Here is a 13,649-nt window from a genome sequence, read left to right as displayed (position 1 = left end):
AGTCTGGGCCGTGTCTCAGTCCCAGTGTGGCGGATCATCCTCTCAGACCCGCTACAGATCGTCGCCTTGGTAGGCCTTTACCCCACCAACTAGCTAATCCGACTTAGGCTCATCTATTAGCGCAAGGTCCGAAGATCCCCTGCTTTCTCCCGTAGGACGTATGCGGTATTAGCATCCCTTTCGAGATGTTGTCCCCCACTAATAGGCAGATTCCTAAGCATTACTCACCCGTCCGCCGCTGAATCCAGTAGCAAGCTACTTTCATCCGCTCGACTTGCATGTGTTAAGCCTGCCGCCAGCGTTCAATCTGAGCCATGATCAAACTCTTCAGTTTAAAATCAGTAGTGCCTAAAGGGCACCAATCTTGGCTCATCAATTTTCTGACAAATATTTCTCAAATAAACTTCGAGTCATTTCTACCATCAATCAATGAAAATAATTTCGATCGATCAACCAGTAAAAATCCACACAAGTTGTTCTTCATAATCTCTTAATGATCTTTCTAACACCTCGTCAGTGCTAGAAGCTGGACTTCGACAAACTTAACAACTCAGCAATCTGCTTCGTTCGTTTCCGTCTATCTCGTCGGTATGGGCTCATTATAGGGTAATTTCCTACAGGTGCAAGCGCTTTTAACTCACAGGAATCACGACTGTTTTATTTTTATGCACCAATTTGGTTCGTATTTATACAAAACATCACATAACTACATATTTTTAAAACAGAAATATGAATTAAATATTTCTGTTTTATTCTGTACCTAGTTTCTCACAACTGGCGCTTTAATGTTCACACTGTTGATCTTGATAGGCTTCACCGGCACATTTTGATGCATTCCATAGTTTCGAGTCGGCACTTTGGCAATCTGATCGACAATATCCATACCTTTAGTGACCTTACCGAAGACCGCATAGCCTGCATTTCGGGCAGAACGATCCAGAAAATCGTTATCGACCAGATTTACAAAGAATTGTGCTCGTGCAGAATCCGGCTGATTGGTACGCGCCATCGCTAAAGTACCGCGTTTATTTTGCAGACCATTCGATGATTCATTTTTAATTGGAGCTTGGGTATTGGCCTTTTCCTGCATGTTGCTATCAAAGCCCCCACCCTGCACCATAAAGCCGGGAATGACCCGGTGAAAGATAGTGTCCTTATAGAAGTTGCTCTTTACATAGTTTTCAAAGTTCTTTGCCGAGATCGGGGCTTGATCATTAAAGAGCTCAATTTCAATATTTCCCGATGAAGTTTTCATCTCAATAAGGGTATTGGCAGCAAAACCTGGCAGACTGATGGCAGTAAGGGCGATCGCATATAATGATTTCTTTAACATTTTTTAACTCATCTACTTAGAAGTAATGGTTGTGAATGACTGTATATTAATCTTTTATAACTCATAATGCAGTTGCCTGCCGACTAAAGACAAGAGAATAAGAATGAGCCATGCATTATTACAGGAGCAAAATATCCACCAGTTTCCGCCTTGGCATTTACAGGGCGAAGGTTTTATTTTGAATTACTGGCTAACACCCGGCTTTATTCAGCAAGCCAAGCAGTTCCGTATTGCCCCCTCCCCACTGGGTCGCGTGGTACAAGTGTTATTGGTGCGTTATCATTCTTCACCAATTGGTCCTTATGATGAGTTACTGATTCTAGATCATCCTTTAATTAGTAAACGACGCCTCAGCTCGATTCCTAAAATTTATGTCTCTACTCATGAATCTGTCATACACGGCCAGCATTTATGGGGTATTCCCAAAGAACATGCAGAATTTGAATGGCAGGAAAAAAATCAGGAAATATTGTGTCATATTCAGTATCAAAACCAGCGTATGACGATTCGACTCAAAAAAACCAAATCTGCGCGCAAGTTCTATATTAATAGTCATCATATTCCAGCCTCTATGCTCAAAATTCAGCAAGCCTGGAAAGGTCAGCGTTTTCAGTTCAGCCCACAATTCCGTGGTCATCTCTCCAAACTCTCGCAAGTAGAATGGCAAGATATCGACAATATATTTCCAGACTTTTCCAAAGCCAAATTGCTGCAAAGCTTTTATGTTCCCAAATTCAATCTGATCTTTCCTGAAGCGCAGATCAGCAGCAAAGTATAAGAATTGATAAAAACCTATCTATAAAAAAAGGTGTTTCATGAGAAACACCTTTTTGCATGCACGCCTTGGATTTAACTATTTTTGTCCCAGAATTTGCGGAAATTTTTGCTGATCTCAATCACATATTTTTTGGCACGGCGGGAGATCGGCGTCAGGTTGATAAAACCATGTGCCTGGTCGGTATATTCATGATAATGAACACTCACACCATTCTGACGTAGTTTATGCGCATAGATTGAACCTTCATCATGCAGGACATCATGACGTGCGGTAATCACATAGCTCGGCGGCAAGTTTTGCAATTCACCATAGGTCGGTGAAATCAGTGGATCATCTAATTCAATCTGATGGGTCTGGGCATACATGAAGGTCACCAGATCAATATCCTGCTCTGAAAGTACCAGTCCATCTTTATAGGCATAAAAAGATGGATGGCGACTTTTAAAGTCGACCGCCGGATAAAGCAAAAGCTGCGCTCGTGCGGCATAAGATTTACCTACACTGCGCTGAGCTACAACAGTAGCCAGATTTCCGCCGGCACTGTCCCCTGCCAAGGCAATCCGGTTTTTATAGACTTTTAGCTGCTTGCTATGCTGATGTGCCCACGCCAGGGCATCTTCACAAACCTGTACCATCTGCAAGGGGCTAAATTCTGGCGTCAGCGGATAAGCCACGCTTAACACCTGTACTTTGGCATGTACTGCCAGCAAGCGACAGAATTCATCATGGCTGTCCAGACCGCCCACCATAAATGCACCGCCATGATAAAAAATCACCATCGGCAACTTCTTTTGTGGAGCTGGATGATAATGCCGGGCAAAGATGCTGCCACTTTGCAAAGGCAGACGCAGCTCTTCTACCATTTTCACAGCAGTCGGTCTGGCCTGAATTGTTTTCATGCGCGCATCAAACGCCACCCGTGCCTGTGCGACATCTTCACTCAGAAAGCTGCCATGCCCCTGTTTAAGCTGAATCGCCATCAGGCATTTGACCATGGGGTCTAAATCAGGATAGTGATGAGGATAGTCCAAAGCCTTAACCAATGCGTCTTGTGCAATACCAGGTAAGCGATCCAGCATACGCGCTGCTGTGCCTTGCCCTTTTTCGATTACACTTTTCAGTACTGGATGATTCACAGTCATTATTTTTAGTCCTTATTCTCTTAATTCTTCATAGTTTCTACACGATTAGCGTTTCAGTGACCATATTCTTATATAAGTCTTAATATCTAAGTACATATAGTTTTATCCAATACGTTAACCTGATTTATAAAAGATGTCATTGACCGTTTAAATGGTATTTTTGACGTAGTTTTGCGAGCTTCAGTATATTTTTTATTTCAAGTTGGGAGAATGCCTATGGCTGGCAAAATTATAGCTCTGTCTCTGGCGACTGCATTTTTGGCTGTAGGCTGTGTTGCTTTCCCTGAAGATGGTGGCTACTACGATGGCCGTTATGATCAGCGTTCTGATCGCCGCTATGAACAGGATCGTCGTTATGAGCAACAGCGTCGTTATGATCGGCAACGCTGGGAATATGAACAGCAACGTAAACGTATTGAACTGGATCGACGTAAACAGGAAGTGCAGCGTCGTAACTGGGAACAGGACCGTAAAAGACAGTTAGAACAGGACCGACGTAAAAGCCAGCTGGAACGACAACGCCAGGAACAGCAGCGTAAAAACATGATGAGCCAACGGCAAAAACAGGCTGAAACAGAACGTAATAAACGCCGCCTGGAGCAGGATCGTAAACGGATCACCGATCAACGTGCCAGAAAAGCCCAGCAAAACCGTTCATCTAACCCACGCTGGAGCGATAATCGACGTCAACAGCAACAACAGCGTCCACGCGATCGCCGTGATTAATACTTTGATTTCACTCTTTGTTAAAAAAGCCTGTAGCAGGCTTTTTTAATGGAAAATTTTATCTCAAGCTGATTGGATAAAAGCAGTATTTTTGCATGAAGGCCGGACTAAGCCGCCAAGCCATCATTTTTATCTTGATCAAAGCAAGAATGCTCAATTTTAGCAAAAAAAAAGGCCTATCTTAGAGAAAAAGATAAGCCACGAAAACACATTTCAAAATAAGAAGAAACTACAGCGATAGAATCTGGAATAAATATTAATCAAAAGTTCATCTATTGAGAAATACTTTATTGCTTAGATATTAATCGCTTTTATGTCTAATAAATAATCAGGCAAAAAAAAGCCGAGTCTTGGGGGAACTCAGCTTGAAAAAAGTAACTTGAAATAAGGCAACAGCAACCGAGTTCGGCTCTCTCCTCTGAACAAGGTCGCTGTCTATGTCAGTATCATGCAATTTTTTTACCAATATTTAAAACAGATTAAAATTATTAAATTTATTCAAAAATACGATTATCAATTTTTTATATTTATTTTCAAATAATTCATGTTTTATTTTAAAGCCCAGACTGTCTATTCAGCGACGTATACAACAATGATCAGATGACTCCTTGATCATTTACTTCAATTTATCTCCGCCTATATCGCGGTAAAAGCCTGCCATCTGCTCGCTGTTTTATTCAGAATTTTGTATAAATCTTAAATTTAATCTTGACTGACGCTTGAATTTTTACACCCTGCCCCGATTTCTTTAGGTAATCAAGAACTTCAACCATGGCAGTTCAGCATTAACGCAGTGAATACTGAGGCCTGAGGACTGTACATGTTTAAGAACCCATTTAAACGGAGTAAATCAATGGCGACTGAGCAAAACGAGCAAGCTCAAAAATTTGAGCAAGAGCAAGCGGAACAAGATACAGCGCAAACTCAAGCTGAAACCGAGCAGGCTGAAGTTTCCGTTGAGTCTTTACAAGAGCAGATTGCGCAGCTTGAAGGTGACTTAAAGTTAGAAAAAGCACGTACGGCCAATGCAGTCTACGAAGCACAAAAAAGTGTGGAGCGTATTCAGCGTGAATCTGAAAAGCATAAAGATACCGTTTTAGAAAAGTTCTCTAAAGAACTTTTAGAAACCGTCGACAATCTCGAGCGCGCCATTGTTGCCGCAGGTGAAGAGAAAACTCCACTGCTGGAAGGCGTTGAACTGACACTTAAATCTTTATTGAATACCTTAGAGAAATTTGGAGTCGTGGTGGTAGACACCAGTAACGGCTTTAATGCTGATCTGCATCAGGCAGTTGGGATTGATCCAAATGCCAAAGCCAATGAAATTGGCACTGTTTTGCAAAAAGGCTACACGCTGAATAATCGCCTGTTGCGCCCGGCGATGGTCATGGTTGGCGCTTAAGCCAAATAAATTCGGGAGTTTGTGAAATTTTTTCAACAATTTTACTTGAAAAAAATCGAACGGCTCTCATATCGGATAACAAGTAAATCCCTTTTAATTTCCCTTTGATAAAGGGAAAAGTTTGGGAATAAAAGAATTTTTGAGGAAACATCCAAATGGCTAAAATCATTGGTATTGACTTAGGTACTACAAACTCATGTGTTGCAGTACTTGAAGGCGACAAAGTTAAAGTAATCGAAAACGCTGAAGGCGCGCGTACAACGCCATCAATTATTGCCTATAAAGATGGCGAAATTCTGGTAGGTCAATCGGCAAAGCGTCAAGCGGTAACGAATCCTAAAAATACCTTGTTCGCGATCAAACGTTTGATCGGTCGTCGTTATGAAGACCAAGCGGTACAAAAAGATATCGGTCTGGTACCGTACAAAATCATCAAAGCTGACAACGGTGATGCTTGGGTTGATGTCAACGACAAGAAACTTGCACCACAGCAAATCTCTGCTGAAATCTTGAAAAAGATGAAGAAAACAGCGGAAGATTACCTGGGTGAAACAGTAACTGAAGCGGTCATTACCGTTCCTGCTTACTTCAACGATGCCCAGCGTCAAGCCACTAAAGATGCAGGTAAAATTGCAGGTTTAGAAGTGAAACGTATCATCAACGAACCAACTGCTGCTGCACTTGCGTTCGGTATGGACAAGAAAGAAGGCGACCGTAAAATCGCGGTTTATGACTTGGGTGGTGGTACATTCGACGTTTCAATCATTGAAATTGCGGATCTTGATGGCGACCAGCAAATCGAAGTGTTGTCTACTAACGGTGATACATTCCTGGGTGGTGAAGACTTCGATAACGCATTGATCGAATTCCTGGTTGAAGAGTTCAAGAAAGAACAAAACTTCAACTTGAAACAAGATCCGCTTGCGCTGCAACGTTTAAAAGAAGCTGCTGAAAAAGCAAAAATCGAGCTTTCTTCTTCGAATGCAACTGAAATTAACCTACCATACATCACTGCTGATGCGACTGGTCCTAAACACTTGGTGATCAACGTAACACGTGCGAAACTTGAAGGTTTAGTTGCTGACTTGGTTGCGCGTACCATTGAGCCATGTAAGATTGCACTTAAAGATGCTGGTCTTTCAACTTCAGACATCTCTGACGTGATTCTGGTGGGTGGTCAATCACGTATGCCAATGGTTCAACAGAAGGTTCAAGAATTCTTCGGTAAAGAGCCACGTAAAGACGTAAACCCTGATGAAGCAGTTGCAATGGGTGCTGCGATTCAAGGTGCGGTACTTTCAGGTGACAAAACTGACGTACTTCTACTTGACGTTACTCCGCTGACACTTGGTATCGAAACCATGGGTGGCGTGTTAACAGCAATCATCGAGAAAAACACCACGATTCCTGCGAAGAAATCTCAAGTGTTCTCGACTGCTGCTGACAACCAGCCTGCTGTAGACATTTCTGTGTTCCAGGGTGAACGTAAAATGGCGCAGCAAAACAAATTGTTGGGTAACTTCCAATTGGGCGATATCCCACCGGCTCCACGTGGTGTGCCACAAATTGAAGTATCTTTCGATATCAACGCTGATGGTATCTTGAAAGTATCTGCAAAAGACAAGAGCACGGGTAAAGAGCAATCGATCCAGATTAAAGCAAACTCAGGTTTGTCTGATGCTGAAATCGAAGCAATGATCCGTGATGCTGAAGCGAATGCTGAAGAAGATCGCAAATTCGAAGAATTAGCGAAAGCACGTAACGAAGCGGATGCGTTAGTTTCTTCTGCTCAAAAAGCAGTGAAAGATTTGGGCGAGCAAGTGACTGCAGACGAAAAAACTGCAATTGAAACTGCGGTTTCTGAGCTTGAAGCATCAACTAAAGAAAATGATGTTGAAGAAATCAAAGCGAAAACTGAAGCGCTTCAAAACATCATCATGCCGATCACTCAGCGTGCCTATGAAGCAGCTCAAGGCCAAGGCGGTGCGCAAGGGTTTGATCCGAACGCATTCGGTGGTGACGCTGGTCAACAACAGCAAAAAGCGGACGACGGCGTTGTAGATGCTGAGTTCACTGAAGTAAAAGATGACAAAAAATAATTTGTCGCTTTAACTGAAAAACCGCGCAACAGCGCGGTTTTTTTATGTCCAAATTTTAAAGCATGAAGGTAAAATGACTAAAAATGGATCGTATGTTCAAGTAAAGCTGTTTAAGCTAAATCCAGCATGAAACGACCATCAACCCTGAAAATTCTGATTTTGCGGCCTTTCAGCAATGGGTTAAAGCCATGTTATTGCTACAGGAACGCCACGCTTGTCGACTGTATGCCAAATCCGGCCGGGGTATGGAGCTGGAAGCGCAAGTTGGCTGACGCACGGGCTGGATCGAAACACCACAGGCTGACATCGTGGCCTTTTCCCTGAATATGCAGATGCACAGTCATATGGATCCGGCGATTCGCCTGGACATTTTACAGCAAACCTTGGCCGAATTAGGACTTTATCCAAAAGCTGAGCAGGAAGGCAAATAAGCATGGGAAATGCCTTAAAATTAAGCTATATTTTTTAAAAACAAGCATCTCAATAGCAATATGCGCCTTCTATTTTGTCTGGTCATCGTTGGGTTAATCCTGTCTGCCTCTATGCATATGCAGACCAAAGCTCATCCACAACTGCGCTACAACTCGCTTGCAGACCGGCTCAGTCATCCTTTTGACACACGTTTACGCTTTAAGGTCGATCAGGTAGATGCAGGCTTTGGGCTGAGTAAAGAGCAAGTGATTCAACTGAGCAAAGAAGCCGTCGAGATCTGGCATCAGGGCACCCATCGCGATGATCTGCTGCTCTATGATGAAAATGCCCAGCTGAGTATTCATCTGATCTATGATCAACGGCAACAGGAATATAATGCCTTAAAGAAAGTCGAAAAACAGTTGCTGGCAGATGATGCCCAGTATCAACGTCAGGTCAAAAATCTGGAAGCATCTTATCAACATCTGGAAAGTCAACAACAACGCTTGATCCAGCAAAGAGATCAGATTAATTATGAATTTCAGAAGCTACAGCAACGACGGCATCAGCCAAATTTATCTGCCTATGAGCACGAACAATTAGAATATGAGTTTCAGGCTTTACAGCGCAAATCGGAAAATTTTAAACGGGAAGCCGAGTATCTTCAGCGACAGCAAAGTTCTTTTAACCTGAATGTTTCGCTGCATCAACATAGTCTTGAAAATCATCAACAGAATATCATTCAGGCCCAGCAACGTTTTCCTGCCCGTGAATTTCATAAAGGGGTATTTATGGGTCATCAGATTCATGTATATCAGTTTGATGCAGAAGATGATCTGCGTCTGACACTGGCTCATGAACTGGGGCATGCTTTAGGCCTGTATCATCATGATGATCCAGAGGCGCTGATGTATCCGGTACTGGGAAAACAGAATTTACAACACTTTCAGTTGCGACCTGCCGACAAGACTTTGCTGTATCACCGTTAAGTGATCAGCCTGAATTCCTTAATTAATTTAAGTGTATAAGTGTTATAAAAAACACTCTATTCGGATTTCATGTTATTGTGAACGGCTACATTGTTCAGGCCATCTTTGGAGATTCATGTGAGTTACTACCATATTTTAATTGAAGTAAATGACCACATTAGTACGATTGATGAAACGCGTGATATCGAGATCTTTGATATTGAGGATATTCAGCCACATCTTCATGCGATTTTATTGCCTTATTTCAATGAACAGCTGATTGAACTGGACGATGAGAATCTGGAATATAAAGATATTTTACATCTGGAAATCAAACAGACCCTCTTGCCGATCAATGACCTGATCGAAGAAGAGCAGCGCTTGTTGCCAAGTGATACCGATATTACCATTAGCGCTTATGAGATTTTTAATAATCGTGAGCTGAGTCAGGATGTCACATCAGTAATTTTTGACCTCTTGGAAGCGGTAAAACTGGAAAATTAAGTTTTCTTCAGATATAAAAAAGTCCTCATCAAGAGGACTTTTTTATTGTGCGTGTTTAGATCGAGAATGAAGATCCACAACCACAAGTGGTGGTCGCATTCGGGTTTTGCACCACAAAGCGTGAACCTTCCAGACCTTCCAAATAATCTACAACGGAACCGACCAGATATTGATAGCTGAGTGAATCGACCAGTACTTTCACATCGCCGTTGACAAATTCTGCATCGTCTTCATTCTGACTTTCGGCAAAGTTAAAGCCATAAGAGAAACCTGAACAGCCGCCACCGGTAACATACACACGGAGCATTAAGTCTTGGTTACCTTCACTGTCACGCAACTGGCGTACTTTATTTGCGGCATTGTCGGTGAGCACAAGCGCTTGGGCATTCATGGCGGATTCCTCTGTTGAATGGAATGTCTTTAAAAAGAAAAGACCATATCGAAGTATAACACACTCAATATATGGTCAGTCTCTACAGATTAAAAGTCAAATCAGAGTAATTTTATCAGGATTATTTGTAGTTCTCATCCTGTAAGGCACATTCGAAGTTTTGCGGGTTCTGCTTACAACGGAATTGCCACAGCAGTTTCATCATGCGTTTATCATATACGCCGCGTTTGGTCAGGTCGATTCTGGAATCGCGCATCATTTTCTGATAGCCCGGTTTATCTGCAGCCGGAATATCCATCCAGTATTTTGCAGGAATATCGGCTTTCATTTTGCCCAGAATACCAAAAGCGCGCGGCAACTGGCTTCTCACCCATTCACGTGATTTTTGACCATAACCCGCCGGGAATTTATCGGGACGGATAATGATATTACCGGTCACTTGCAACACCGGATAATTCACAATCGCACCTTTTGTACCTAAGCCTTTGTGTAATTCTAGCGGCTTAAATACCGCAGCGGGTGCGCCAATGATATCAACCTGACCATTGTTAAACTTGGCGCCAAAGTTGGTGACATCGGCACTGACGGCTTGAGCACCAACCTGCTGCACCATGATTTTTTGTGCTTCATCATAGTCGAGTACCGCAATTTTTTTACCTGCGGCTTTGGCCACGGTATTAATACTACGGTCATTGACCAACAGAAAAGCATCACCGACAGGAATCACCCCCACCACTTCATATTTGCCATTGAGCATATGTTTGGCAAAAGTCGGACTCGCCAGACCCTGCATCACTTTAACGGCCAGATTCAGATCTGGAATCGCCCCGATGGCATCGAGTGAGCCGGTAAAACTGTTGAACTGACGCCCGCGCATTCCAGTAACACTAATCCCGTCACATTTTCCGGCTTTAAAATCTTCTGCAACCACGGCTTCATTGGTATTCACTCTAAGCTCGATATCAGCGCCCCAGTTTTTCGCTGCCAGCTGATAATCTTTCATGACGCTATACACATCGCCATTTTTACCCACCAGATCAAATACGCACATCACCTGTTTGGCCTGTACCAGACCTGAAACAGTAAATGTCGCTGCGGCCAATGCCAGTATTTTCCATCTTCTTTGCATCATCCTAATGTCCTTATACCTTGTTTTTGTTATTGCGATTTCAGCCGCATCTAATTGTTTTTATATCAATCATAAGAAATCAATCTTTAGATCAAGCTTAAGCTATTTAATCAGCTGTACAATGGCTGATCTGCCTCAGTTCAACCACAAAAAAAGCTTAGACTCAGCTAAGCTTTTTCTTTAAAAATCAAATTACTCACCCAAAAGTGAACACTCAAAATTGGCTTTGTCGACAGAACAGCGTGCGCGTTTTAACACTGACATCATGCCAGCATCATAGATTCCGCGTTTGGTCATGTCCATACGGCCATCACGTAACATTTTCTGATACTTGGTTCTATCTTCCACGCTCAGATTCATTTTATATTTCGACGGAATTCCGGCTTCCAGACGGCCGATCATGGCCATACTTTTTGGCAGGTTTTTGATAAACCAGTCACGCGATTTTTGCCCAAAACCTGCCGGGAATTTTTCCGGGCGAATGACAAAATCAGACGTTACATGCAGCACCGGGAAATTAAACATCGCGCCGTTATTGCTGAGGCCTTTATAAATCTCTAGCGGTTTATAAGCATAGGCTGGTGCCCCCACCATATCCACCTGACCATTGTTAAATTTGGCCACAAAATTGGATACATCGGAAATCACGGCCTGTGCACCAACACGCTGCACCATAATTTTCTGGGCATCGTCATAGCCCAATACCGCGAATTTTTTACCTGCGGCTTTTTCGATCGAGTTAATATTTTTGTCACGGACAAAGATGAACGCCGAACCAAGTGGTGCAATCCCGGCAATTTCGTATTTTTTACCACCCAGATTAGTCACCATTTTGCTGGCATTGCGTTTGTCCAGCGCAAAACTAATGGCACGCTGTGCAATTGCATTGCTCGGTGCACCGCCCAGTGCATCGATAGAACCGGCAAATTTATTGTATTGACGGGCGCGCATGGCAGTCATAAATACACCATCACATTTTCCGGCTTTAAAATCATTGTCGGCAACAGCTTCATCCTGGCGGGCAATCAGATTGATTTCTGCGCCCCAGCCTTTTGCAGCCAGTGCCCATTCTTGCGCCATCTGGAAAGACTCACCCGATTTACCCAGTAAGTCAAACACGCAGATATCGACTTTTTCTGCATGCACTGCATTGGCAAAACCAAATGTAGAAAGTGCAGCCAATGATAAGAGTGCTTTTTTCATTGTATTATCCTTTGGAATCTTGTTATTCGCTGAGTGGCCGTACACGGAACAAATATTAAGCAAGTTTAATTAAAAAAAATAGAGCATTTACTCCATTTAAAACCCGTGTTTTGGCCTATAAAGATAAATCAGCGTATGTTCTAAATATTATTTTATAAAATATTTTTAAATATCAATTTCTTAATATTTAATAGAAGTTTCGTATCATTACATTTAATCCGTGAGAGTTACAAAGATATACATCATTTGAATTTTATTCGCCACTAATTGAACACTCAAAATTGGTTCTTTCGACGGTACAGCGGGCACGCTTCAATACCGTCATCATGCCGGGATCATAAATCCCCTGCCGGGTTAAATCGATGCGGCCTTCGCGCAGAATCTTCTGATAGGCAATGCGATCTTCACGGCTTAAGTTCAGCTTATATTTATTGGGAATTTCCGCTTCCATACGTTTCACCATGGCAAAACTGCGCGGCAACTGTTTCACAAACCAGTCTCTGGATTGTACTGCGAAAGAGTCAGGAAATTTATCCTGCCGGATGATCAGGTCGGCAGTGACATTGATCACTGGAAAATTAATCATGGCGCCTTTATTGCCCAGACCTTTTTCTAATTCAAGCGGTTTAAAGGCATAAGCCGGTGCAGCCACAATATCGACTTCGCCCTGATTAAATTTACGGATAAAATTGGAAATTTCCGACATTACCGGCACGGCTTCAATCCGGTTGACCATAATTTTCTGGGCATAGTCATAATGTAGCACGGCAAATTTCTTGCCTTTTACCTGTTCCAGTTTATTCAGCTCGCGATCACGGACAAAAATATAAGCCGGGCCAATCTGCCCGATCCCAGCCACTTCAAATTTTTCTTTGCCAATCTGGGTGATCAGGCGCTTGCTGTTGCGTTTATCCAGTACATAACTGATGGCTTTCATGGCAATGTCATTATTTGGCACACCACCAATCGCATCAATCGAGCCGGCGAATTTGTTATAGGCGCGGGCCCGCATGGAGGTCATATAGAAGGCATCGCATTTTCCTGCCTTGGCATCCTGATCAACTTTGGCTTCATCCTGATAGGCAAGCAATTGAACATCCGCATTCCAAGCTTTTGCAGCTAAGGCCCATTCTTCCAGTAATTTAAACGATTCGCCAGACTTGCCCAGCAAATCAAAAACACAGATATTTACTTTGGCATGACTTGAAGTCGATGCCAGTAGACCCAGTGCAGATAAAACTAAAAATCCCTTTTTCATTTTTATTTTACTCTATCGTATTTTTTGCTCGATCAGCTTCTACTATAAACAACTGTTAATACTGAAAATAGAGCTTATACTCAACTTATGCGTCCATAATATATAAATTCACAGTATTTAAAAGCTGGCTCATTTCAGTAAAAGTCGCAAGATTTTTCATTTTCACAGGGCTTTCCTTTATAGTCAAATCATTATAAAACTAATACAATGGTGCAATGAGTTATTCAGAACATTTTAGACGTAAAATTTTAGCTAAGCTTGAGGAAGGTTATTCTATTCGAGCGGTAGCTGCACAATTTGAAATT

Annotated in this window: 12 protein-coding genes, 1 rRNA gene and 2 pseudogenes; 8 read left to right on the top strand and 7 right to left on the bottom strand. The window is 42.5% G+C overall.

Annotated elements, in window-relative coordinates; genetic code table 11:
- Together FTU82_RS13790 and FTU82_RS13785 are read right to left on the bottom strand one after the other, a co-directional pair.
- Positions 1–334 (bottom strand): 16S ribosomal RNA (locus FTU82_RS13790); the annotation flags it as partial.
- Positions 335–760: 426 nt separating this feature from the next.
- A complete protein-coding gene (locus FTU82_RS13785) occupies positions 761–1,333 on the bottom strand; it encodes a peptidylprolyl isomerase (RefSeq protein WP_074383779.1) in 573 nt (190 codons plus the stop codon).
- 103 nt (positions 1,334–1,436) lie between these two features.
- On the opposite strand from FTU82_RS13785, the gene FTU82_RS13780 reads away from it, so the two are divergent.
- Positions 1,437–2,111 (top strand): acetoacetate decarboxylase family protein, encoded by a 675-nt coding sequence (locus tag FTU82_RS13780; protein ID WP_100329872.1) that lies wholly within the window; start codon positions 1,437–1,439, stop codon positions 2,109–2,111.
- 71 nt (positions 2,112–2,182) lie between these two features.
- Here the strand turns inward: FTU82_RS13780 and FTU82_RS13775 are convergent, their stop codons facing one another.
- Positions 2,183–3,253 carry an alpha/beta hydrolase gene (locus tag FTU82_RS13775; protein ID WP_180076464.1) on the bottom strand — a complete coding sequence of 357 codons (1,071 nt, stop codon included), beginning with the start codon at positions 3,251–3,253 and terminating at the stop codon, positions 2,183–2,185.
- Between the two features lie 216 nt (positions 3,254–3,469).
- Between FTU82_RS13775 and FTU82_RS13770 the strand changes: the two genes are divergently transcribed.
- From FTU82_RS13770 to FTU82_RS13745, 6 genes and pseudogenes are all read left to right on the top strand, one after another.
- A complete protein-coding gene (locus FTU82_RS13770) occupies positions 3,470–3,979 on the top strand; it encodes a hypothetical protein (RefSeq protein WP_100329870.1) in 510 nt (169 codons plus the stop codon).
- An 853-nt stretch (positions 3,980–4,832) separates the two neighbouring features.
- Positions 4,833–5,381 carry a nucleotide exchange factor GrpE gene (grpE, locus tag FTU82_RS13765; protein WP_005173545.1) on the top strand — a complete coding sequence of 183 codons (549 nt, stop codon included), beginning with the start codon at positions 4,833–4,835 and terminating at the stop codon, positions 5,379–5,381.
- Positions 5,382–5,536: 155 nt separating this feature from the next.
- A complete protein-coding gene (dnaK, locus tag FTU82_RS13760; protein ID WP_074383783.1) occupies positions 5,537–7,480 on the top strand; it encodes a molecular chaperone DnaK in 1,944 nt (647 codons plus the stop codon).
- Positions 7,481–7,650: 170 nt separating this feature from the next.
- Positions 7,651–7,911, top strand: a pseudogene (locus FTU82_RS13755) (OXA-134 family carbapenem-hydrolyzing class D beta-lactamase); the annotation flags it as partial.
- A gap of 60 nt (positions 7,912–7,971) precedes the next feature.
- Positions 7,972–8,880 (top strand): matrixin family metalloprotease, encoded by a 909-nt coding sequence (locus FTU82_RS13750; RefSeq protein ID WP_100329869.1) that lies wholly within the window; start codon positions 7,972–7,974, stop codon positions 8,878–8,880.
- A gap of 105 nt (positions 8,881–8,985) precedes the next feature.
- Positions 8,986–9,363: a hypothetical protein gene (locus FTU82_RS13745; protein WP_167381287.1), complete on the top strand. Its 378-nt coding sequence runs from the start codon at positions 8,986–8,988 to the stop codon at positions 9,361–9,363.
- 55 nt (positions 9,364–9,418) lie between these two features.
- Here the strand turns inward: FTU82_RS13745 and erpA are convergent, their stop codons facing one another.
- The 4 genes from erpA to FTU82_RS13725 all read right to left on the bottom strand — a co-directional run bounded on the left by erpA (position 9,419) and on the right by FTU82_RS13725 (position 13,344).
- Positions 9,419–9,754: an iron-sulfur cluster insertion protein ErpA gene (gene erpA / locus FTU82_RS13740; protein WP_180101482.1), complete on the bottom strand. Its 336-nt coding sequence runs from the start codon at positions 9,752–9,754 to the stop codon at positions 9,419–9,421.
- 121 nt (positions 9,755–9,875) lie between these two features.
- Positions 9,876–10,883, bottom strand: coding sequence for a putative solute-binding protein (locus FTU82_RS13735; RefSeq protein ID WP_074384156.1), 1,008 nt, complete (start codon positions 10,881–10,883; stop codon positions 9,876–9,878).
- Between the two features lie 192 nt (positions 10,884–11,075).
- Positions 11,076–12,086 carry a putative solute-binding protein gene (locus tag FTU82_RS13730; RefSeq protein ID WP_180101480.1) on the bottom strand — a complete coding sequence of 337 codons (1,011 nt, stop codon included), beginning with the start codon at positions 12,084–12,086 and terminating at the stop codon, positions 11,076–11,078.
- Positions 12,087–12,339: 253 nt separating this feature from the next.
- Entirely contained in the window at positions 12,340–13,344 is a 1,005-nt protein-coding gene (locus FTU82_RS13725; protein ID WP_180101478.1) for a putative solute-binding protein, read from the bottom strand.
- Positions 13,345–13,559: 215 nt separating this feature from the next.
- Between FTU82_RS13725 and FTU82_RS16035 the strand changes: the two are divergent.
- A pseudogene (locus tag FTU82_RS16035) lies at positions 13,560–13,649 on the top strand (transposase); the annotation flags it as partial.

The sequence above is a fragment of the Acinetobacter sp. YH12151 genome (genome assembly GCF_013418355.1).
Lineage (GTDB): Bacteria > Pseudomonadota > Gammaproteobacteria > Pseudomonadales > Moraxellaceae > Acinetobacter > Acinetobacter pseudolwoffii.
This window is presented reverse-complemented; position numbering and strand designations above follow the sequence as displayed.